This window comes from Fischerella sp. JS2 (assembly GCF_032393985.1).
Lineage (GTDB): Bacteria > Cyanobacteriota > Cyanobacteriia > Cyanobacteriales > Nostocaceae > Fischerella.
Map to the genome: position 1 here is coordinate 5,486,837 of NZ_CP135918.1, position 21,753 is coordinate 5,508,589.

The following is a 21,753-nucleotide window of genomic DNA, read 5'->3' on the forward strand; positions in this document are numbered from 1 at the left end:
ATTAGCGAGGAGTGTGATCGCGCTTTTAAGGATTAGTGGGAGGTTGAACACCAAATACATGCACAGCACCACTCATTTTGCCTAGATCGCGAAGAAAACGCGATCGCACATGGTCAGAATTTGGTGTTTGTCCGCCCATAAAAAGACAGACAATTTCTTGACAGTCTGTTTCTTCTTCTTTGTTGGGAATATTTACCCGCTTGATACTCGCCCAAGAACAAGAAGCATTACCTACACCTGCATTCCCGCCAATATCAAGATTGCGCTTGTAATTTCGTGGTGCAGTTTGTTGATAAATTAAGTACATCCCGTCACCACGAGTTGCTTCTGCGTCGTTTGCTTGTTTCCAGTAAGGTTCACGGCGTTCTATTGGTTCACTGTCTGGGCCAGGAACAGCGTAGATTGCACAGGTACTAGGTGAGAAAACTTCGGCGCTAATATTATGGTTATCAGCTGTAACTCTATCAGGCCATTGGCGTTGAACTGCTGCTAACCAATCGCTATAAGCTTTTGTCCATGCAGCTGCATTTAAAGGTAAACCGTAGGGTTTGGTTTCCCATTGCTGTGTACCTCGATTTCTTACTTTGTGAGTTAAGGTCAAAAGCGTTCCCCGTGCAGCTGCATGACCATTGTTCATGTAGTATATGTGCAACGGTCTGCGCCAACCACGCCCTACACCGCCAACCATGACTGCAAATCGCATAATCGGCAGAATAATTTGATTTAAGATGTCGTTGGGGGCGCTAATTTGTAGTTTGCCTTTCCAGGCGTAAAATCTTGGTTGATCGGTGGAGCGATCGCCCCAAGTTGTTCCCTTAAACATCTGCAAACGTACACAACCTTTACGGGTTTGTGGTTCTAAGGTTCCTAACAACTCACCAACGGTTTTTTTAGCATCTTGCTGAGACATTACTCCCAGCAAAAACCGCAAAATCCAAGACCTCAGCCAGCCACGCCAATGGGAAGGGCGCAATTCCATTGTTTGCATATTTGGCCCCGCACTACCTTGACTGTAGAGACTAAAGTCAAATTGCTTTATTGCACAATCAGGATCAGGAGTTAGTCTGAAGGAATCAGAAAACTTCAGTGTTCCATATCCAGAAGCCGTCCGGCTACCAACACCGTATAAACTCAATGCTTGCTGCACCCATCCCCAAACTTCACTGACTTCTGCATCGGTAGCTCGTCCTGGAATGCCGCGAATGGCTACTGTAACAGGAATATAATCTTTACCATTGCCCAAGGTATAGAGAGATATAGGCATACCTTGTCCTTGATGATAAACTTGAAACTCCTGCTGAGGATTAACAATATCTAAAGTCAGTTTGGTTGGTTCATCAGGCCAAGCATCCAGAAATTCAATTTTACCAGCAGTGATTGTATCGTTGTTTTGATACCCCAAAAGTTCATACATTCTAGGTAAAATATCAGGGCGTTGTTTTGCCCAAGCTCTTACTATTCCTCTGATAGAAGCACCAGGAATATAACCATTCAGAGGTAATATTCGTAAACGTTCCCAATTTTCATTAACATTACGTTTATCTTCCGGTCGTCCTTGAGTAGGTCGCCATGTGCCGCAAGGTTCGCCGGCTGAAACGATAGTTTCTACATCTGGATGAGGAAAAGAACCAACTTTAGCACGCCACTGGATAGTAAAAGTACCTTTTTTGAATAAGCCAGATTGCGATCGCCTTTGATGTTGTAACTCTAACAATTCAATTAATCGAGAACCAGTGTACATTAATCCTCCTGATAAGCTCTAGCCCAGAAATTCCAATGATTAGCTAATATCAAAGACCTGCGCCAAGTAGCCATATATTGTTGTGGCTGCTGTTTAGTCAGTTCTACTATTTGTGCCATCAGTTGTTCCCGTTGTGGAGGATTTGCTTGATTAATCATCTGACCTAGCAGTGATTCCCAAACAGGAACTGTACGTTCTCGCACTTCACCGCCTTGAGCGTTAGATTGGTTCACATAACCAACCGCAGACAGCAAGCCAAATACTCGTAAATGCTGCGATAAACGCAAAACAGCCGTGAGATCATTTTTATCTATGTTTGATTTACGCTGATTTTTTAAATAAGTTTGGATATGTTCGTGTGCAACCAAACTCATCTGTTCTGGTAATACTTGAGTAGGACTAAAACCACTATCAATATTAGCTGGTTTAGTAGGTGGCGTAATTGAATTAGCTTTTGCTGTTTGTGGTCTTTGAGGTTTATTTAATTGATCGGGCATAATTTTCTCCTCTATACTCCAACTTTTACTTGAGCAGGTGATGTAGCATTATTTGTCCAACCTTGCACCCAACCGCGCCCCACATTGGCTTGACCACCAACTTGAAAAAGCCCCTGCAAAATGTTCATTAATACATCATGTTGTTCTGGCTTCACAGGTTTATCTTTGAGGAGACTGTAACCCCAAGAGAAATAGAAAATCGGGCGTTGCTGAATAAAGGTATGTTTTAGGCAGGTAAGGGAACAGAACGATATTTGAGGTAGTGCAATAACAATCGAACAGAGTATCTCAGCATTTCCTCGGTTTTGGAATAACATAAAGTTTTACGATGAAGACGAGCCAAATAATGTCTAAGCCTTGTGTTTTCATTTTCGACTCGTGTCATGTAGGTCTTACTCACAATTTGGTCACCATCAGGAACAAAACAAGGGTAAACAGGGTATCCATCTGTGACGTAAAAATAACTCTGCCAACACTGGACAATGTTCCATAACTGTTGGAAAGTAGTCGAACTACGATCACCTAAAACCCAAGCAAGAATACCTTGAGTAAAGTGATTTACCGCCGTCCACAACCAGATTTTATTTTTTTTGAACCAATAAATGTTTCTAATTCATCTAGTTCTCCCACCTGCGGAATTTCCTTTGAATTTGGTGTATCCGCCAATTGTGTACCCACTCGTTTAACCCAATGAATAATGGTAGTATGATGAACGTTTTTCACCCTTTCAATTCCACGAAATCCCATACCATTGACGTACATTTTTAGGCATTCTTGTTTGATTTCATCCGAGTAGCCCCTGGGTGGTTTATAGACATCAATGAATTGACGACCACAATCACAGCAAATGTGATTCTGTTTACCTCTTTTCTTTCCATTCTTACGGTTATGACAAGATCCACAGCGTGGACATTCCATGATTAATTGACCTCAATTCATACCGCTATTATGCAACGCCGAAAATCGTGTCTCTAGGAATGCATACATCTGTCCAAAACACTTCAGCCGAACCTGCTTGATTAGCACCTGTTGTTTCATCTTAAATTTTGTTACGAACTTGAGTCCATAAAGAGTGTTCCATTAATACTTGAAAATCAGCATCGGGTAAAACAATGCGATTATTTTCCCAAGTCGGTTGAACAGCACTTTTAAGAGAATTTGGCCAAGTTCCAGCTAAGGTTGTTGCTTGTTTTTGCTCATTAGACATCTGAGTGACTTTAATTTGAGCATCAGCAACCAGATATGTACCCGCCGAAGTACCTACAGCTTGGTTAGGAAAAATGACAGAATTTTGCTGTGTAATGATTGCATGATCGCGAATCAAAGAATGACAGCTAACCCAGGTAAATACATCTTTACCACCATTCATTGACATGGTTCGCATAGGAACCCATAACAAGCGTGCATCTCCAAACCATACCTGATGTACTCCCATTTGACCTTGCTTATCTAACTCTTTACCAAATAAAATATCGACTGCTGTTTCATCCTGTAACTTGACTTCATCTCTGAGAGTTCCTCTAAGAGATGAACCAGGAACATAAGGAAAATTTGTATGCACTTCACGGGCAATTTCTAAAATGTTGCCTAAATCACCTTCACCACCACAATGAATAGGTGCAAGGCTGTATATATAACCAACTCTAAAATCAGACATAATTCTTCTCACTTAATTTAAATAATTAAATTCCAAAATTTACAAATAAAATCTATTAAGCTCTTTCTAATTCATAATTTATAATTTATCCACAGTAATTCGGAATAGCCGAGTTTTCGCCAGTTATTTACCCTAGTTTGTTCGTTATCTTGAAACAGCGATCGCGGCTGATTTAAATAATACAAACTTCCAGGAGGGGCAGCGAAAACTTGCGGTGCAGGAATACTTTTATTGATTTCATCTTTGTCACGAAATCGGCAACTAATAGGTACTGGTTTCTCTGTCGCCATACTCACTAAATATCTATCTTCTGGGGTTTGATTTTCATTCACAGTATGCGCTAATTTCCATTCCCACGGATAAGCACGACAGAGGGAATTATTAATTGTGGTTTTGTGATTGCGTTCAAAAACTCCGGGAGTGATTAAATAAGCAATTGACTTTCCTTCAGATGTAAAATTTGCTTGGGAAATTTGTTGCAGATTTGACCATTGTTCGCATAATTCATCACAACGTTGTAAAATAGCCCGATGTCCTTCTCCTCCTAATCGTAAAGTTGTTGGAGTCTCGATGTTTTTGTCTATGCCAATTGCTAAACTCCAGCCAGCATGGAGACGAATTGCATTTTCGACAAAGTAACCATCAGCATCTTTGACTTGCTTTGTTCCTGGTTCAATACTATTGTGCGATCGCGTTTCTATTGTCCAAGGTTGGTCTTCATAACTCCCAGAGATTACTTGCCAATCATCTTTCTCTATCTTTCCCGTTTCTATATATGTTTTGACTACTGAATATGGCAGATATTGTCTAAATTTCAATTCTGAACCGTCGCATTTTATTACATCATCTTCCTCATCTTCTGGTGGTGAGTTAACAGGTTTAACTAAAGGACAAGGTTGAGTTTCATCGCGGAAAACAACGTTATGTAAATGAGATTTAGTTTCCCATGCTAAAGGAACCAGAGGTGTGGATTTCACAAAACCTAATGGACGGGGAAAATATAAGCTATTTCCGTTGTTTTCATAACACAGAAACGGCCCAATAATATTGAAGTTTTGTTTCTCCCCTAATAATTCCCGCAATGCCCCAACAATAGTATGACCATTGGGAGGAAAAATACTACCTGCCCAAGCCCTTTCTTGTGGTGAAAATGGTTTGGCATCTCTGAGCATTAAGATATCTAATGGCGTGAGTTTATACCAATACATAGGAATTATAAATTATGAATGGGGTATGAGTTGTGATTATTTGTTTTTTTGGATGTTAATAATGATTTTGGTGATAATGGCAATTAGTTCTTAGGTTTATTGAATCAAATCTGTCAAGCGATCGCTGGAAACAATTGCCGATTTAACTAATAAACGTAGCCAATATAAACTTTCTCTTGCTTCCTTTTGAGCGATACTAAACTTATGGATGAAATCAGCTTTACTCTCACCAGATTGAGCTTCTTGAATATTAGCGCCAATAGAAGTAGCTGAACGCAAATATTGTTTTCCGATTATGTAACCCGCACCATATTTTTCTTCCTGCAAAAACTCAAATAATTTAATTGCTCTCAACGCATATTCAAAAGACCTATCTCGAATATCCCAAGTTTTTATATTTTCCTCACTCATCACTCCCTCTTGCCTTTCATAATTCATAATTCATAATTCATAATTCATAATTCTTCGGTTGCGTTTGATAAAAGCTGCAAGTTTTAACCAATTTTGAATTTCATTGTCTAGGTCTTTTTCTTTAGTAGTGAGAACTAAACCTCGGAGAAAATCAGCTAAATTTGCTTGAAACTGGGTTTTTGCTGTTTTATCTCCTTGGAATTGATCACGGCGATCGCAAAATGCTTTTGTCCAAGGTAAAATCGCCTCTAGACTCGGTGCTGGGTGTTGATTCCAAAGGCTGGCGGCTTGTTCAAAAATGGCATTGTCTAATTCTTTGTCTGTAATTAATTTCTGCCACTGATGGAAAACATCAAATTTAGCAGTGGATTTTAAGATGTTGCCATTACCGTATAACACCCGCACTTCTACAGCGTCTTTTTTATTAAAGCAAGCTTTTTTATCTTGACAACGACAGCTATGATGATATTCGTGTTCCTTCGCCTTTTTCTCAGCTTCCCAGAGATTTTCGAGGGCGATCGCTAACGGTACAGAATGATGTGCAATGATAATCCCAAAGCTAATAGTTGCATTCCTCCCCATCGTAAATAATGGTCTTGTGGTTACTTGCTGCGACAGCATAGCCTTAGCAGTCCAATAATCGTCACCAGTATCAAATTCCCCTTGGGGGTCTTCACTTCCCCGAAAACATTGGCGAATATCCCATAGCCATTTATCCCACTCCCAAAGATTGCTGTAGGCTAAAACATCATCATCACCTGCATAAATCAAGCGTCCAGCATAACGCTGTTCTGTTAGATAAGGTACTAATTGATTAGAAAAATCTAACAAAGCACGACTGAGGGCGTTATGGGTTGATGGCCCCATCCGTTTTTTGACTTCTAAAAACTTTTGGAAGCTTTCCAGCGATACCGATAATTGCGAAGGAATATAATCTCGATATTCTTTTAGCTTTATACCCTGCAACCATTCACTCATACTATCGCCATCACCCGCAGCCAATACATACCAATCAGCAGGATTTTTATCAGGATAATACTGAGTTATGGTTTTTTCAATCAGACTTCGATAACTGTTTCTTTGGTCATCAGGGATATCTAAATCTTCTATCAGCCAGCCTGAATTTAATAATCGAGGATGAAACTGTGTTAATTCTGCATCCCTATTTTCGTCAATCCAAGGAATACCCCATTTTTCTGTAATTACATCGAGAATAGTATTTTTTTCTTTAATTAATAAGTTTTTTACAGCCTTACAAGCTTGATTAAACTTTTCTAATTCCTGGCGATCGCTATTTTTTAAATATCCGGCTACACCTGAAGTTAAATCAGGATAAGAAGCAGCAATTTTCTCTTCAGATAATTGCAACAAATTGGGTAAAATTTTATGTAAAACCCGTTTCACTGTTTCAGTAGCATTTAACTGTTCTCTACCATCAAATAAACCTGCGTGGTGTTCCCAATACTTTTTCGTTTCCCTTCTGTAATCCAATCATTACCAGGATGCACCACCGGGCCAATACCAGAAATCGTAGAACGGGGGCCGAAAGCTGTCGGTAATTCCCAATTACGGGCATTTTTAACAGCTGCTAAAGCATAGCGATTGGCATCAAAAATAGATGCCCACCAAGAACCAACATTGACGCTAAATTTTCGTTTTTGGTTTTCCCAACGCTGTTGATATGCTTCCCGGAGGAAATTTATTTCTTTATCTTGAAATAGATTGTATTTTTGATTAGTTATATAAGCTTTATTTTGGGCATTTAGCCATTCTAAAAATTCTGTTTCTCTTTCTTTAGGAATCGCCGCATTTTTTAAATTTTCTCCCTCTTTACCTATAGGTAAAGCTGTCCAATAAAACTGCCATTGAGACTCTAACCAACCTTGCCAAGTTTTGCTATCTGCTGCTAAATCTGGCATCCAACGGCGTTTCGTTTGTAATTCGTCAAAAACTAAATTACCAATGCGTCCCCACTCTTCCAAAAGTGTTTGTTTAGCTAATTGCAAGGCAGCTTTCACTTTATCTTTTGGTAGCACTAACACCAACACGTTAGGAAAACCAGCCGTTAAGAGTTGATTAGCTTTAGGTTTTTCTATCCATTTATCAAACCCCAACTTAGAAAATTCCTTTAATAACCAATGGTCTATTAATGGCTGTTGGTAAAGGCTGGGATAAAGAAAGCAGTCAGGGCCGTATTTTTTGGAAACTTCCCAACAGATTTTGGCTGAAAGATAGTGCAGAAGCCAAGAACCTGCCCAAAAATCCCGCATTTTGCGACTGGCTTTAATAAGTTCTTGTACAGGTGTAAATGTAAAACTGGCTAGATAGGGATGAGATGAAGTTTTGTTAGCTGGCCAATGTTCAATCTCTGCGGCTGTCAAGTCATAGCCAGCCAAAGCACCAGCCAAAGCAGCCGTAATACTGGCGTGACTCCAAATAGAACTATCTGGTAAGCGGGTTTCAGCCGGTATCAACATCAAAGATTCATCATCACCAAATTCTTTACACGTTGCGGCTGGTAAACAACGCCACAGCCACCAAAACAGAAGCCTAATATTTTTAATATCTGTCCTTAATTCTACTGGTATTGCTTCCAGTAGCTTTTGTTCTTTAGATTCTAAGTAATTTTTACGGTTTGCCGCTAGCAGTTCCGAGTGCTGCTTAATTTTAAAATTGCGTTTTGCCCCGGATAGTAGGTGAGAGATTTCTAACCCCTGTTCTCGGTTATTACCCTGTCCATAATTGATACTCGCGCTCACACTACCAATAGCCCCGCGATCGCTTGCTGAAGCAATGTAGTCAGCTAACTTGATATGCTTGAGTGCTGTACCACATGATTTTTCTGGATTCCAGCCTTTCTCAACCCAAGGTTGCATTACCTTTAGTTGTTGCCAGAAACTGTTTTCCCCACGTCCACTATTACTATGCAATGCTTTTAACACAGGATCATGGAGTAAACCCCATATTTTCGCTCGCCAATATTCTTCTGACACAAGTAATTTTCCTTTCTTAACCTCCAGATTAGATTGTATTAATTGTTATCTGATTTTGTCGAATTTCTGTAAATATTCGGTACAATATATAAAAAATGCTTCAGATTGTTGAATGGCAAGGCTTTCAGATTCTATGGGAAAATAGTCAACAATATTTTCTTATCTCTTGACATTTGAATTAGTTTCCCCAGTGAGGTTTCCATTCAATTAGTTTCCCCAGCGAGTGGGGAGATCTCAACCAAGCCATCAAAATTAATCCCAAATATGGTTTCGTTTCCATTCAATTAGTTTCCCCAGCGAGTGGGGAGTTCAAGGCGATCGCATTCTATGAAACGGATGAATAATGGTTTCCATTCAATTAGTTTCCCCAGCGAGTGGGGAGAATATGTAGCGATCAATTACCCCTCACCAAGTTTTAAGTTTCCATTCAATTAGTTTCCCCAGCGAGTGGGGAGGTAATCACATTGTTAGAGGTAAATTTAATCAATGGTTTCCATTCAATTAGTTTCCCCAGCGAGTGGGGAGTGATTGGGGTAATTATGGAAATTCTGTAACTGTACCACGTTTCCATTCAATTAGTTTCCCCAGCGAGTGGGGAGGATGACTTCTATAACAGGTTAATTGCATTAATTAGAGCGTTTCCATTCAATTAGTTTCCCCAGCGAGTGGGGAGAGTAAGCTCATAAACCTGTCCATTAGCGTAAATAGAGTTTCCATTCAATTAGTTTCCCCAGCGAGTGGGGAGGTTGGATGATGAGTCCTTGCAATTGCGATCAATGGCAATGTTTCCATTCAATTAGTTTCCCCAGCGAGTGGGGAGTAGCAAATCTAATTCTTTCCACTCCCGGAACATCATGTACAGTTTCCATTCAATTAGTTTCCCCAGCGAGTGGGGAGGTCGACGGCGCTTTGAGGGATTTCCGAGAGGAGTTTCCATTCAATTAGTTTCCCCAGCGAGTGGGGAGTCTTCTTCACCATCTGCGATCGCTCGATCTACACTACGTTTCCATTCAATTAGTTTCCCCAGCGAGTGGGGAGAGTCCCATTTTAAACTGTTACCCGGTAAGATTTCCAGAGCCGATTTCCGAAGTTCAGATATTTTGTAGACAAAAACATTTCAATTCCTCCAACCAAAAAGGCTAAAACCCTTATCCCATAAAGAACCGAAGTTCACAACAAAATAATAGGCATTTGCGGAATTTGGGCTGAACTTCGGTACTTGCTCTTATATAATCACAGAGCTAGGTGGTTCAATCAGAGGTGATCCAACTCCCCAAGTTTCCACTTGTGCCAAAGTATGCCGTGATAAAGGATAAAATCGCACATTATCTTCTGTTAATTTTACCTGTTTCTTTAACCGCTTGCGAAGTTCATTATATTGATCTGTAGTCAACTGGCATTCAAAAACAGAATATTGAACCCTCTGTCCATAGCCTTCCAATAAATCAGACACCTTTTTGCGGCGTTTGTTGCAAGGAATGTCATAAGCTACGACGTACAACAACATGATTGATTGGCTTTAATCAATTCGATAAGGCTGATAATGATGGCTAGGATTGTAGACAAACTGCTTAAAAACCTTAATTTGTCGGTTGAGTAAATCCCATTTCGGTTGTTTATCACCTGCATCAGTTTGTATTTCCTCTCCCATACGCTGAACAAATGCCTTCAAATATTTCCTCCGTCCCGAATCATTTAAATAACAACCGCCATTGTGATATTCAAAGTCTTGTTGAGCGTCAACAATTTTACGATCAATCAGCCACAATACCAAAGAATCTACAATTGGAGCGCGAAACTCCTCGATTAAATCGGAAGCCAATGCTGCATGACCATCATGGGCTTGATGTAAACAAGCATAATAAGGATCAAGTCCTTGGAGTTCAATTAGTGCTAATAAATGATTCCACAGAACTTGATAACCAAAGCTCAACATAGCATTGACAGGATTTCCCGGAGGACGGCGACTACGCCCAGTAAATACAAAAGTTGGGTTGGTGATACACCTGCCAAAAGCTGAAAAATACTGAGCCGCACCTGCACCTTCAAATCCTAATAATCGTTCCCAACTATCAGCCTCACCAGCTTGAGCAGCCAAATAATCAAGATTTTGCAGTGTTTTTTCCAATTCTTCTGATTCTAGTCGCTTTTTCTGTCGCCGTAGCAAAACTCGACTATTTTTGATTTTAGTTTGGGCGATCGCTCGTGCAGTCATCAGCCGTTCAACTGTTGAAAGTTGCTGTTGATAGCGTGACAATTGGCGATATCCCCGTTCCAGTGGTAATAACCTACCGTAACAGTAACCCATACGTGAAAGATAGGCGATAGGAACGTTCTGCCATAAACACGCCCGAATTGCTTGGGTGCTAACCTGGGAATTGCCGAAAATCAAAATTTGTTCTAACAATGGCAATTGCACCTGTGCATATACAGTTTCGCCTTGTTTGACTATCAGTTTTTCTTGTTGCAAGGCGACATAGCAGTTCTGTTGAGAAACGTAGAGAGTGTGCATTTAAACTTTATTAATTAATCTTTACTAATCTCTGCGATGCTCATTTCTCAAAATAGAAGACAAGAGGTGACTAAGGGCATTTTTATTTCTTGGTCTAGATGCAGAGATTAACTCTGCCTTTTGTCCTGGTTCTAACCACCTGATCGCTCTGTCAGCAATAGTAGCGACAAAAAAAGTAGCTATTGTTACTAATAATGTATTGATGATCACTGCTGCTAACCCTAAAGGAGCAATCAGCAGAATAATCAAAGTAATACTGCCATTGAATATGGATACCAAAGCATTACGTAGTGTGGCAACACGAGGCGATATATACATAGATGAGGAAATAATTTAAATAATTTATTGTAGTCTTTATAACTAAGATATTACTTAAATTTTATTTAAGCCATAAAAAGACTATAATTAAATACTTTTATACAAATTGACTAAAAAGCTTTATCCAAGAATTTATTAGCAAACTAAAATTGATGATTACAATATTTTCTTTTTCACATGTCCAAAAAACCTCCATCCCATCCTTACATAGACAACCTTGCATTTGAACGCCTGATGTTACTAATTGCAACTTTGCTGAAACATCCAGGTATAGGTTGTCCAGAGTTCACCGCTTCAGATTCTCCAGATCATCAACACCACAATGCACTAGTCCAAGTACAAATCTACCTACAAAAATTAGCTGCTGAATGCGGTGTAGAATTACCAACGGGTTATCCTGCAATTCCCACAATCCGTAAAGACTTAGAAACCCTACGCCGCTACGGTATTTTAGATCGCCGCATGTATCGTTGGGGTTACTACCTTGGTACTGGTGCTTTAGCTTCGGAAGAACTCAAAGTAGCATTTAATGCTTTAGCATCACAAGCCCAATTCCAAGGTGATCCTCAACTCAGACGAATTTACCAAACACTCTCCAAAAGATTGCGGGGTTTGGATATGGAATTAAAAGGAGAATTTTTCTACCCAGTCCGCCAGCATCTCAACCGTGCCATTATTTACACAGACCCTGAAGAAATGACCGCGCGAGGAGAAAACCGAGACACTTTATTTCATCAATTATTTGTAGTTGAAAAAGCAATTAGTCAGGGATTAGCAATTGAAATTTCTCGTGGTAGCGACTTATACGGCAATAGTCGCATCGGCCCCATGCGAGTTATACCTTTACAACTTATTTATCACGATATTGCTTGGTATTTACTCTATGAGTATTGTGAAAATGCACATTTAGCTATAGGCCGTTTGAATCGCTTTAAGAACTACTGTGTAGTTTTAAGTCAATTAGCTAGAGGACTAGAAGCACAAAGAAATAGCCTAGCCAAAGCCTATCAATTGCTAGAAAACGGCTGGGGTTTATATTTAGGAGATTTACAACAGCAAAAGCTGGAATTAGAAGGGAAGTTAGAGTTTGTTAAGGTAAAAGTACGTTTTTTTCCTCCAGTTACATCTTTTATTGTTGAGGGAGAACGCCGTCATCCCAAACAAAAAATTACTATCGGTTCTGTAGATACAACTACAGGTAAACCTTGTTATGTGGATTATGCAGTTCCCCTCCCACCTCGTTCATTAGATGAGTTTAGTATCTGGGTGAATCGTTATATGGATAAAGTGCAGGTACTTTCTCCTCCTCAATTACTAGAGAAGCACTATCAAGCAGCACAAGCTTTAGTTGACCGATATGTGAGATTGTGATTTCGGTGAAAACTCTTAAGACTAAGCTAAAACTGTATAAATAAACACTAAAGTTTAGACTTTTCCTTAATATCCTTCCATATCGAAAGCTAATTCACGGTCAAGTATTTACTTAAGAATAAATCACGTAGCTCATCAAGGGGTGGTTGTATTATGTTCGACCTTAAAAGCAATATGCATTGTCACCTTGTAGCGCACAATCTGATTGTTCTCAACATCAGCAGTCCAGTTAGTTATTTCAAGAGCGCTAATACCACGCAACGTCAGCGCCGCTTCTGCTAAACCCTGTTGCACTGCATCATCAAAGTTTTTTTCAGAAGAAGCTACAATTTCGATCACTTTAGCGACTGACATGAATAGTCTCCTTTATTACATTTGTGATCTGCTCACTCAGCAGCATTGTTTCTGTTTGTTGGATGGGGTTGGTAGAAAATAACCTGCACGGTTGCACTTTAATCCTAAGGATAGCAGCAACAACTTTATATCTTGTTAATGTTCTCCGTTCTCCTGAGTTGTTCGTTCTAACTCTCAATTTCTACAGAGCAGAATTGACTTTTCCTCTACCATAGGGCAGTTTCCCTGGTTGTATTGCAAAAAGTTTTTGAGAGAGTATTAAGACTAGCTGGACGGTGGTGCGATCGCTACTGAGTTTGCTAACTAGAGCCAAGGTTTATCACCTCTGATTTCACCACACCCAACATCCGATTTCATGACTAGGGCTTTCTTAGAGGAAAGTCCTGCTACAGGGCTTTGAGTCATATTTAACGTAGGGATTCTAAGATTACTGTTATTGTCATCAAACACAACAGAATAACTCCCAGCTTATAAAACCAATTGCCTATAAACGGTAGCAGTGCTGCGACAAAATCCAAAGCCCCAAAACTCATTGATAGAATGCAGGTGATCACAAAGGCAAATATTGCTAGCAAGAAATATTTGAGGAACTTAACAGTCAATTTGAACAGAGGACTATACTGATTTGTGGTCATGGCTATGAACTCCAATATGGAGCGTAGGTGATTCAATTTGTCTTACAGTTGACAAAAACTCAATTGCACACCCAGCAAAAGGATCATTGATTTCCACTCGTAAGCTTAAAGGTGTGACTTGCACGGTGACGCTTCTATCAAATTTTGCTAATACTGCTAAAACGATGGTGAGCAAAGCTAAATAAGTAAAATACCCAAAGAATTGATTGTTTGGTAAATTCACTTTTTCCTCTCCCAGTGATTAATTTGCTTTGTTGGTTGCTAGAGACAAAAAACGGATGCGCGAAGCTAAAACTTCACCAGCATCCGTCGTGGTTATTCTCATCGATGAGCTGTCAGCAAAAATTTATTTAGATTGTTCGGAACCACTCTCACACCAAGTAAGATTCAATCCAAAAATTCATGAGGTTGAGCTTTACGTTATCACCTCTAGGGTCAACAAGGCTTAATTCCGTAAATCACTGATGGCATAAACTGGAACCCGTATTGATCGTCATGTGAGCGATAGAAAATTATAATAGTCGCATAGCCTTGCCGTTGAGAAAAAGTCTCAAATAATGCGCTATTAAGTGTGACCAAAACATGTTCTAAGGTTTCCAGCGTTTCCCATTGTTTAGGCAGCGGAGGTGGGTTCCAAACAGCCAGGTCTTCTGGCGTAATTGGGAAATGTTCAAACTCTCCGCAGCGACACTCGACTTTGTACTGACCTCTATGTGGGCAACATCGGATTTCTATAAGTCCAGTATCCTTAAATTTCTGAAATCTAGCTATCCTTTGTTTGCAGTAATAGAGGATTTCCTCTACTGCTTTGGGAAGCATAATCTTTTAGCTTACTGTTAAGCTTGTATACATGTGAATAATACATTCATAAAAAAAACATTTTTTGTATCTGGTGATACTAAAAATAAATTTTTTGACTAATTTTGTCCAAAAATTGTAAATTTCATGTACCTGTTAACTATAAAGCAAGTTTTTGAAGATTTTAAGTATACTTAAATACAAAAAAACTAAATACAGGTGTTTTAATGTCAATATAATTGACATTAAAAATTTATAGAATTCCAGAATATGAGTAAAGAAAGTGTTGGAGATCAAGAAGCACTAAGGGAGATGCTCCACTTCTTCCTAGATAAATTGGGAGCAACGCAGGTGGAACTATCACAAGGGATGGGTGTTAGCCGACCGGTTGTGATTGATTTTTTGAATGGGGTAAAAGAGCGGTTACCGATTGATCGTGAAGGTTTGATCAAACTGTGCGAGAGTCTACAAAACGGGAAAGCATCTAAGAGGAAATCAAAAACAGAGGTTGAAAAAACAACAGAACAAGTCGAACCAAATTCTAAGGAACTACGAGGTTTATTGAAAGAGATTGGAGTAGACGAGTTACTGGAGTCCGCAGGTTTTTTACCAGAAAAAACCAAGATGATTCGGGTAACTCCAGAAAGGTTTTTTCAAGTTGCTCAAGTAGTTGCATTGCTTGAGTTTTTGGATTTTGAAGATTTACTGCCCACAACTCAAGAGTTTTTGGCGATCGCAAGTAACAAAATAGCAATTGCAAGTAAAAAGTCTTCTCAGGAGAACTCTGAGTATCGAGATAATGACTCTCTAGGGCATCTGATTGAGGAACTACGCAGATCTTGCAAATCTTACCCTACGTTGGGCTTAAAACTGAGGCTGGAAGTAATTGACAAGCTAGAACGAACCTGGAAAAGACTTAAAGCCGGAGGAAAGACAAACTTTACCCGACAAGAAGCGATCGCGCTTTTTTTGAGTATTGTCATCAAGGAGCAAATGCCTAAAGACGTGGCTAACCTGCGTATTAGAGTTCAAAAGTTAGAATTCCAAACTTTATCTCGATATATTAATGCAGAAGAGGAGTATAGCGATTTATACCATCAATTTGTCCAGATAGGTCATCAGGCGGAGTGCGATCTGAATACTCCAGGTTCATGCTTAACAACACAACTAGAAGCAAAGTCGCTTGATTCACTGACTCCAGTGATTATGGCGATAGTCACTTGTAGCCTGAGTCATGATGGCAAATCTAATGAGCCGATTGAATGGATATATACTTCTGGCAACACAATCTTAGAAAATGCTATCGGTGCTTGTAGCCTACACATGGGTTTGACAGAAGATGTAGCTAACGTCAGCATCTCAACAAAGACCTTAGACAGCAGTATTGATTCTTTAGTTGAAACAACGGTAATTCTGGGCAATCAGCAACAGTATCAGGGAATTTGGGTAGACCGAGACTCAATTATCACTATGCTGCAAGCAATTGTCTATGCTGCCAAACAATGGCTCGTAGATCAAAACACAAATGGGAAACTCGATCTAGAAATCTACGGTTCAGTCTGCAAAGCTCTCTCTGAGTTGAGAAAACGATTAACTAGAGCAAGAAGAGCTTTTCAAAAATTTCAATTTCTTGATCAGGAGTGTCAGCCTGCTGAAATTAAGAAAATTGCTGATACAGCCAGAGAAGAATTAAAGAAAATTCCCAAAGAGAATATTTACTTTTCGTATCGACTTAACTTCTACCGTTGCTATTTTCTTGCAAAACGCTTGGATCTAAGACTGTCAAACTTTCAAGGTAACATCAGTAATGCACAACTGCTTATTCAAGAAATTGAAAAAGTCTTTGAGGAAGACGAGCAAGTAAAAGAAGAACTTGTTCCTATCCAGGCTTTAATTCAATCAGAGGTCTACTTGTACAAGCTTTCCTGCGGACATGAGCCAGATTTATTTTCCCAGAGCAACAGAAGCAAGTGGCTGGGATTAAAAGAATGGGACATTAAAATTAGGGGTGCAATTAAACCAGGATCTTGCTACAAAGATCCTGGTTGGGATGTTTATCTAGCCTTGTCTGAAATTTATGGGAATGTGGCGCGCATAGAGTTTTACCTTTGTGATCAAAAAACTACGCTCTCAAAAGCCGCAGAATATTTTCTCAGAGCAGCACACTATGCATTACGTATTGGTTTAACTCAACGGGCGTCTCGATGGCTAGCTTTAGCAGGACGAATCTGGGTCAGACTTGGAGATGGTAATTTGCCAAGACAGGCATCCAACTTTGCTAATAAACTTGCTAAAACTGATTTAACAGCTGGTCACAGTCAAAATTTTTGCCAAGCTGTTCTTTCAGAGATTTATTTGCTTGATGGAGAATATTTACTTTTTATCCAAGATGACCCTACCAGTGCTTTAGAGTGTTTTTTAAAGGCACTGAAGGGGTCTGTATATTTAAGCTTGAATCGTCGGATTTGTGATGCACTCTTCAATATTTCGAGATGCTCACAAAAGCTTAGCAACTTTAGCACTAAGGAGGGACTAAGCAGGGTCTTCAAGGAAGAAGATCACTTAAGTGAATCAAACAAAAACAAACTGAATCCTATTAGGAACCGCACCTCAGAAAAAGTTTTAGATTTGCTATGTAGTTTGTGGAGTAGAGAAGATAATCCTAGTTGGTTTCAAGTGCGGGGTGAGTTTTCCGAACTCGCTGCACAGACTTGGCAAGAATGGCATCGTAACACATCTGAGCCTGGAGCGACAACAAAACACCCTATCGCCGAGCGGATTAAAAGCGGATCTTGGCTTTGTCAAGTTAAATGAACTACACAGTGCGATCGCACTCTCGGCTACGCCTTCTTTATCCGACAGGCAAAACATTTGAAAGCCTGCTGTCCTGAGAGATTGTCGTAGTACTGCTTATCTATCAAAATATTCGCTGGTACGTAGTAGGGAGTCGCGAGTTCTTCCGCCATTTTTTGCTGTTGACCGAACCAATTAGGCACGAAAATTGTATCTTCTCGAATCCCATCCCAAATCAGCGCTGTTCCATTGATAGATCCTCTGGGACTTTCAACGATGATTCCATCACCATTTTTTATACCTACTGTTTGTGCTGCTTTTGGGTGGATTTGAATGAAACGAACACCATTCATTTGCTTCCCTCTATAAGTCCAGTGTGTAACTGAGTGAAAATGAACCACACTAGACCTACCGGTTATTCCTATTAGCGGGTACTGTTTATGCACTTCCCCTGTTGAAATTTTTCCCAATATAACTTTTTGAGTCAGTGCTTGAGGGTTAACCGGATTTTTAACCAGTTGAGCTTCATACTCAATACTAGGATTATTACCTGTAACTTCCGGATGGGTGTAGAAGATAGGTAAGGCAGAGTGTCCAGCACTAGCTAGTTGCTTTTGCTGTAAAGGTGTGTAAATTTCGATCTTGCCACTAGGAGTAAGGAATCTTTTGCCTTTGTTTTGTGGGTTAAGTGCTTCTGCTGCTTTATACCAAGAAGGATGATCTAAGTAAAGCGTGCTGACACCAGGATGATCCACTGTTGGACAGGGCCAGCGTAAAGGTTCAGTGCGCTTGGACATTCGTTCAACAGTCATACCGCCCATACCAGGAGTATTGGCGACAAATGTCGCCCAAAGATTACGGTAGTCTTTCCATGCTTGCGGAAAATTCTCCCTCCAGTACTCTGGTGGATTGCGTTTGTCTAACTTAGCTGTGGCGTGTGCTAAATCAATCCAAATGTGCCAGTCTGGTTTTGATTCTCCAACTGGAGATACTACTTGATTTTGCCAACGGATTGCCCGATCATCTCGCCGCATATAGACGGTTTGCATTTCAAAGCCACTAGTAACAGGTAAAATAATGTCAGCGTAGTATGCTGACTCCTCCATAAACAATCCAGTGTAGACATAAAATTCCAGTTGGCGAAAAGCTTCCTGTACCCTAGTTGTATTAGAACAAGCGAGTAGGGGATTACCTTGAGTGACAATGGCTTTTAACTGGTAGGGTTTGCTTGTGAGGATAGATTCAGCAAAATAATCAGGCCCTACGGGCAGGGCAATATCTTTGTTTGGGGTTTTATCCTTGATGGGTGGCAAGTTCAAAGCACCGGGCCAAGTGTTGTGCATGAAGTTGCAACCACCACCGTTGATGCCAATATTACCTGTAATCGCAGCCAAAAATGCTAAACAGCGATACGTGTCAAAGGCTCCCAGTTGATGAGAAATTCCTGCATTACAGAAGATAGCAGCAGGCTTAGTTTTAGCGTATGCTTCAGCAATCTGTTTAATTTTACTTGCTGGGACATCAGTAATTGCCGCAGCCCATTCTGGTGTATATTTGTTGCTGACGAGATGCTTTTTCAGTTCATTAAAACCCAGTATCCATTTTTTGACAAAGACAGCATCGTAGAGATTGTTGGTAACGATGTGATGGAGCATTCCCAACACCAAAGCTTGGTCTGTGTGTGGCTTGGGTGCAATCCACTCGTCTGCCTGCGCTCCTGTGGGAGTTAAGCGGGGGTCGATGACGACTAGCTTGGCTTTGGTTTGAGCGCGGCTCCTGAGAAGATAGGCAAAGGTCACAGGATGGGTTTCTGCCTGGTTTGTTCCTAAAAACAGAAAGAATCTTGCAGACCCCAAGTCTTCTTTTCCAGTTGCACTATCAATACCGTAGCCATTAGTAAAATTACTTAAACCAAAAGTCCATGCTAAGGCATTGCCACCAGCATCGTTGCAAACAGGGCCGACATCAGTGTCATTGGGACTACCCAAGAGAGTGAAGTAACGCCCAACCAGAGAACCCGTACCTCGTGGTAGTCTGCCAGAAGTTTTGTTAGCGATCGCTCTAGCTTCGCCCGCGTCCCTCAGTGCCAAAAACTTCCTCGCTATGGTTAAGAGGGCTTCATCCCAGGAAATTGGCTCAAATTTAGAATTGGGAGAACCTTTTTCTCCTCCAACCCGCTTCATTGGACTTTTCAGACGGAAGCGATTGTAAACTAATTGGGTCATCATCGGGCCTTTGACACAAAAGCCTCCTGCTTGGACTGGATCGTCTGGTTCACCCAAGACATCGATAATACGTCCGTCTTTGACATGAACCTTCAAACGACAAAGGGAGTTGCAAAATTGGCAGGCACTATCAATAATCTGATCTGGTTGCAAGACACCTGATTTCTGCGTAAAGTCAAATTCAGTTGTTGTTGATTGTGGTGTGACTGCCGGAAATTCACCTTCGGCCGCAGCTTCTGCTGGCTCTTTGTTGAGCAACTCGCCTCCCGTCAGAGCAGCTGTAGTAATTGCTACTCCTTGCAGAAAACCCCTACGTGAACTTTTTTTCTTTCCCTTTGATGTCATTGAGATGCCCCTTCTGGATGTTGAGCTTAAGTAGTTAAGTAGCGGTTACATCTTGTGGTGTAGTTGCAGAGCCGAAATCCGTGATTTTGGGTGCATCACTTTGCAATAGGAAAATAATTATCAACATGAATGTTAATTCATATGAAAATTCATTCAAATGTAGCCTGAAAATTATCGCTCTCGGTTGCTGTATTTGAACTGTTTTGCATCAAAACTTAATGTCTGCACCTAGCTTTTGCTCCCCTAAGCGCAAGCCTACCGTGTACACACAAGTTGGATTTACCCCCCTTAATCCCCCCGATATTCGGGGGGAAATAACAAATTCAGTCCCTTAAGCGTGTGCTATTAGGGGTTGGGGGTGGGGTTCAAGTGTATTGCATCTATCCAAACGAGAACAGCAACAGCTATAGTACATTTTGGATTTGAGTGCTTGCTATGGCATCAAAAACCAAAATTCCCAAGTGCATCAATACCTACAGTTCTTGCGGCGATAAGACCGATAAGTACAACCAAACCTAGCGTTCTACGAAAATAATTAACGCCTTGAAATAATTCCAACCATGCCCAAGTAAACAAAGAGCCATTTGCCAGTACGTCCAACCCTGTATTAATTTCACCTGTTGGAAAAACTAGTTTGAGTAAACTAGCTGTGAACCAGACAATAATCGGTAGATTTGGCATCTGAGCTATAACAATTTTGCCATCGCTGTCACGGAAGGTTTTGTCAAATAATGTATTTTTCATGACTTGAAGTTGCAACAAATACAACAGCTTTTTAATTTACAAAAACTACTGAGTCTACGCACCATTCTATGACCTCAAACAGTTGCTTTTCAATAAGTGCTGATTGTTGCAATAGCACAGGCAAAGAGATCGCTATACTCACTATTGCATAATGACAAGGCTAGGTTTGTTTTCAAGAATATCTATTTCAACAGGAGATAGTACTTTCGGTTTCATTTGTTGTAGGTCAGACAACACGGATTTAATATCATCAAAATTAAATTTATAGTATTCTGTCAAACTACCAATGGGATAATTAAAATTCTGATAGCGGTGTTTGAAATATTTTTCTACATTCCCTCTGTGATTCCAACTTCCTAGCACTACAGGAGTAACAGTTTGATGATAGGAAAATAAATCTTTTTTGATTTCTGCTATTCGCTCTTGAATCGGTCTTGTAGTTACTCCTATCTTGTATAAAGTACTCTTTGAAGTTTGAATTTCTAAAAAATAGAGACTACAAGATAAAATGCGTCTGAGTTGAGCGCGATACAGTTGTAAATCAGTTAGCATATATGATAAGTCTGGAGAATTTTTATGTTTAGCATGTGCTACAGATAGTTCTAGTTTCAGTAACTTACTTTGCAATAATGGCTCTTGCACTTCGTTAAAGTGCATCAACTCTAATGCTCCAACAGGAATTTTACCTAAATGAGTAAATTCATAGGCTTTGGGAACTGTGTAAACATTTTTCCTCAACATCCCTGCTTTTATTAAACTAGGAAAACAAGCGTGAGCATCAATTGGGTAATTTTTAGACCCATACTCTTTCCAAAGCAGTTTTAATTGCTCTAAATCTTTGCTAGATAAATTAATATTAAAGTTATCATAAAATGGTAAAAATGGAAACTCACCCTTAGCAATTCGACGGCAAGTCTCGTGATTATGAGCAAAATGATGCTCTTTAATTTTGCCTTTTTTAGCAGTTAGTCCACTACTGCAATAGGGACATGTAAGTGAAGTTTTTCCCCTAGAAACATCTTCAATACATACTAAATTACCGTCTGAATTTACACCAAATTTCAACCACATTGAAAAACCTTTGATAAAATTGGCAGATGCAATTGGTTATAACAAAAATTAAGTTATCAAATAAGGATAATTTCAACAAC

General features: G+C 40.0%; 20 protein-coding genes and 1 CRISPR repeat array. Of the genes, 2 read left to right on the forward strand and 18 right to left on the reverse strand.

Annotated features, from left to right (window positions below; genetic code table 11):
* Nucleotides 1–25 precede the first annotated feature (25 nt).
* The 12 genes from RS893_RS23320 to csx18 all read right to left on the reverse strand — a co-directional run bounded on the left by RS893_RS23320 (nucleotide 26) and on the right by csx18 (nucleotide 11,337).
* On the reverse strand, nucleotides 26–1,741 hold the full coding sequence (locus RS893_RS23320) for an RAMP superfamily CRISPR-associated protein (protein WP_315788064.1): 1,716 nt from the start codon (nucleotides 1,739–1,741) through the stop codon (nucleotides 26–28).
* Complete coding sequence (locus RS893_RS23325; protein ID WP_315788065.1) at nucleotides 1,741–2,238, reverse strand: hypothetical protein; 498 nt, start codon at nucleotides 2,236–2,238, stop codon at nucleotides 1,741–1,743. The genes RS893_RS23320 and RS893_RS23325 overlap by 1 nt, the downstream gene beginning before the upstream one ends.
* Before the next feature lie 11 nt (nucleotides 2,239–2,249).
* Nucleotides 2,250–2,393, reverse strand: a complete 144-nt coding sequence (locus RS893_RS23330) for a hypothetical protein (protein WP_315788066.1) — start codon at nucleotides 2,391–2,393, stop codon at nucleotides 2,250–2,252.
* Nucleotides 2,394–2,464: 71 nt separating this feature from the next.
* Nucleotides 2,465–3,156, reverse strand: a protein-coding gene (locus tag RS893_RS23335; RefSeq protein ID WP_315784082.1) for an IS1 family transposase whose coding sequence is annotated in 2 segments (ribosomal slippage) — nucleotides 2,465–2,832 and nucleotides 2,832–3,156 — 693 coding nt in all. Because the reading frame shifts where the segments join, the coding sequence is not laid out codon by codon here.
* Between the two features lie 121 nt (nucleotides 3,157–3,277).
* Entirely contained in the window at nucleotides 3,278–3,895 is a 618-nt protein-coding gene (locus RS893_RS23340) for an RAMP superfamily CRISPR-associated protein (protein ID WP_315788067.1), read from the reverse strand.
* 71 nt (nucleotides 3,896–3,966) lie between these two features.
* On the reverse strand, nucleotides 3,967–5,103 hold the full coding sequence (locus RS893_RS23345; RefSeq protein WP_315788068.1) for a type III-B CRISPR module-associated protein Cmr3: 1,137 nt from the start codon (nucleotides 5,101–5,103) through the stop codon (nucleotides 3,967–3,969).
* A gap of 96 nt (nucleotides 5,104–5,199) precedes the next feature.
* The gene (locus tag RS893_RS23350) at nucleotides 5,200–5,541 is read right to left on the reverse strand and encodes a four helix bundle protein (RefSeq protein WP_315788069.1); all 342 of its coding nucleotides are present in this window, start codon (nucleotides 5,539–5,541) and stop codon (nucleotides 5,200–5,202) included.
* 3 nt (nucleotides 5,542–5,544) lie between these two features.
* Nucleotides 5,545–7,005, reverse strand: a complete 1,461-nt coding sequence (gene cas10, locus RS893_RS23355; RefSeq protein ID WP_315788070.1) for a type III-B CRISPR-associated protein Cas10/Cmr2 — start codon at nucleotides 7,003–7,005, stop codon at nucleotides 5,545–5,547.
* Nucleotides 6,933–8,507, reverse strand: a complete 1,575-nt coding sequence (locus RS893_RS23360) for a type III-B CRISPR-associated protein Cas10/Cmr2 (RefSeq protein WP_315788071.1) — start codon at nucleotides 8,505–8,507, stop codon at nucleotides 6,933–6,935. Before RS893_RS23360 ends, cas10 begins: the two co-directional genes overlap by 73 nt.
* A 195-nt stretch (nucleotides 8,508–8,702) precedes the next feature.
* Nucleotides 8,703–9,545: direct repeats of the CRISPR family, unit length 36 nt; unit sequence GTTTCCATTCAATTAGTTTCCCCAGCGAGTGGGGAG.
* A gap of 187 nt (nucleotides 9,546–9,732) precedes the next feature.
* Nucleotides 9,733–10,014 carry a CRISPR-associated endonuclease Cas2 gene (gene cas2, locus RS893_RS23365; RefSeq protein ID WP_315788072.1) on the reverse strand — a complete coding sequence of 94 codons (282 nt, stop codon included), beginning with the start codon at nucleotides 10,012–10,014 and terminating at the stop codon, nucleotides 9,733–9,735.
* A 12-nt stretch (nucleotides 10,015–10,026) separates the two neighbouring features.
* Nucleotides 10,027–11,019 carry a CRISPR-associated endonuclease Cas1 gene (gene cas1 / locus RS893_RS23370; RefSeq protein WP_315788073.1) on the reverse strand — a complete coding sequence of 331 codons (993 nt, stop codon included), beginning with the start codon at nucleotides 11,017–11,019 and terminating at the stop codon, nucleotides 10,027–10,029.
* Nucleotides 11,020–11,043: 24 nt separating this feature from the next.
* Nucleotides 11,044–11,337, reverse strand: coding sequence for a CRISPR-associated protein Csx18 (gene csx18 / locus RS893_RS23375; protein ID WP_315788074.1), 294 nt, complete (start codon nucleotides 11,335–11,337; stop codon nucleotides 11,044–11,046).
* Between the two features lie 177 nt (nucleotides 11,338–11,514).
* On the opposite strand from csx18, the gene RS893_RS23380 reads away from it, so the two are divergent.
* Nucleotides 11,515–12,708 (forward strand): WYL domain-containing protein, encoded by a 1,194-nt coding sequence (locus tag RS893_RS23380; protein WP_315788075.1) that lies wholly within the window; start codon nucleotides 11,515–11,517, stop codon nucleotides 12,706–12,708.
* A 135-nt stretch (nucleotides 12,709–12,843) separates the two neighbouring features.
* Here the strand turns inward: RS893_RS23380 and RS893_RS23385 are convergent, their stop codons facing one another.
* The 3 genes from RS893_RS23385 to RS893_RS23395 form a co-directional block, all read right to left on the reverse strand.
* Nucleotides 12,844–13,062 carry a dodecin family protein gene (locus RS893_RS23385; RefSeq protein ID WP_315788076.1) on the reverse strand — a complete coding sequence of 73 codons (219 nt, stop codon included), beginning with the start codon at nucleotides 13,060–13,062 and terminating at the stop codon, nucleotides 12,844–12,846.
* A 181-nt stretch (nucleotides 13,063–13,243) separates the two neighbouring features.
* Nucleotides 13,244–13,375: a hypothetical protein gene (locus RS893_RS23390; protein ID WP_315788077.1), complete on the reverse strand. Its 132-nt coding sequence runs from the start codon at nucleotides 13,373–13,375 to the stop codon at nucleotides 13,244–13,246.
* Between the two features lie 302 nt (nucleotides 13,376–13,677).
* Nucleotides 13,678–13,920, reverse strand: coding sequence for a hypothetical protein (locus RS893_RS23395; protein WP_315788078.1), 243 nt, complete (start codon nucleotides 13,918–13,920; stop codon nucleotides 13,678–13,680).
* Nucleotides 13,921–14,765: 845 nt separating this feature from the next.
* Here RS893_RS23395 and RS893_RS23400 point away from each other — a divergent pair.
* Nucleotides 14,766–17,309 carry a hypothetical protein gene (locus RS893_RS23400; RefSeq protein ID WP_315788079.1) on the forward strand — a complete coding sequence of 848 codons (2,544 nt, stop codon included), beginning with the start codon at nucleotides 14,766–14,768 and terminating at the stop codon, nucleotides 17,307–17,309.
* Nucleotides 17,310–17,335: 26 nt separating this feature from the next.
* Here the strand turns inward: RS893_RS23400 and RS893_RS23405 are convergent, their stop codons facing one another.
* The 3 genes from RS893_RS23405 to RS893_RS23415 all read right to left on the reverse strand — a co-directional run bounded on the left by RS893_RS23405 (nucleotide 17,336) and on the right by RS893_RS23415 (nucleotide 21,673).
* Nucleotides 17,336–19,858 carry a molybdopterin-dependent oxidoreductase gene (locus RS893_RS23405; RefSeq protein ID WP_315788080.1) on the reverse strand — a complete coding sequence of 841 codons (2,523 nt, stop codon included), beginning with the start codon at nucleotides 19,856–19,858 and terminating at the stop codon, nucleotides 17,336–17,338.
* A gap of 441 nt (nucleotides 19,859–20,299) precedes the next feature.
* Entirely contained in the window at nucleotides 20,300–20,602 is a 303-nt protein-coding gene (locus RS893_RS23410; protein ID WP_315788081.1) for a hypothetical protein, read from the reverse strand.
* Nucleotides 20,603–20,743: 141 nt separating this feature from the next.
* Nucleotides 20,744–21,673, reverse strand: coding sequence for a GIY-YIG nuclease family protein (locus RS893_RS23415; protein ID WP_315788082.1), 930 nt, complete (start codon nucleotides 21,671–21,673; stop codon nucleotides 20,744–20,746).
* Between the last annotated feature and the right edge of the window lie 80 nt (nucleotides 21,674–21,753).

Bases quoted from the DNA above. Each gene is read 5' to 3' on its own strand.
- RS893_RS23320 (WP_315788064.1), bottom strand. From the start codon at position 1,741: ATGTACACTGGTTCTCGATTAATTGAATTGTTAGAGTTACAACATCAA.
- RS893_RS23325 (WP_315788065.1), bottom strand. From the start codon at position 2,238: ATGCCCGATCAATTAAATAAACCTCAAAGACCACAAACAGCAAAAGCT.
- RS893_RS23340 (WP_315788067.1), bottom strand. From the start codon at position 3,895: ATGTCTGATTTTAGAGTTGGTTATATATACAGCCTTGCACCTATTCAT.
- RS893_RS23345 (WP_315788068.1), bottom strand. From the start codon at position 5,103: ATGTATTGGTATAAACTCACGCCATTAGATATCTTAATGCTCAGAGAT.
- RS893_RS23350 (WP_315788069.1), bottom strand. From the start codon at position 5,541: ATGAATTATGAAAGGCAAGAGGGAGTGATGAGTGAGGAAAATATAAAA.
- cas2 (WP_315788072.1), bottom strand. From the start codon at position 10,014: ATGTTGTTGTACGTCGTAGCTTATGACATTCCTTGCAACAAACGCCGC.
- cas1 (WP_315788073.1), bottom strand. From the start codon at position 11,019: ATGCACACTCTCTACGTTTCTCAACAGAACTGCTATGTCGCCTTGCAA.
- csx18 (WP_315788074.1), bottom strand. From the start codon at position 11,337: ATGTATATATCGCCTCGTGTTGCCACACTACGTAATGCTTTGGTATCC.
- RS893_RS23380 (WP_315788075.1), top strand. From the start codon at position 11,515: ATGTCCAAAAAACCTCCATCCCATCCTTACATAGACAACCTTGCATTT.
- RS893_RS23385 (WP_315788076.1), bottom strand. From the start codon at position 13,062: ATGTCAGTCGCTAAAGTGATCGAAATTGTAGCTTCTTCTGAAAAAAAC.
- RS893_RS23400 (WP_315788079.1), top strand. From the start codon at position 14,766: ATGAGTAAAGAAAGTGTTGGAGATCAAGAAGCACTAAGGGAGATGCTC.
- RS893_RS23405 (WP_315788080.1), bottom strand. From the start codon at position 19,858: ATGACATCAAAGGGAAAGAAAAAAAGTTCACGTAGGGGTTTTCTGCAA.
- RS893_RS23410 (WP_315788081.1), bottom strand. From the start codon at position 20,602: ATGAAAAATACATTATTTGACAAAACCTTCCGTGACAGCGATGGCAAA.
- RS893_RS23415 (WP_315788082.1), bottom strand. From the start codon at position 21,673: ATGTGGTTGAAATTTGGTGTAAATTCAGACGGTAATTTAGTATGTATT.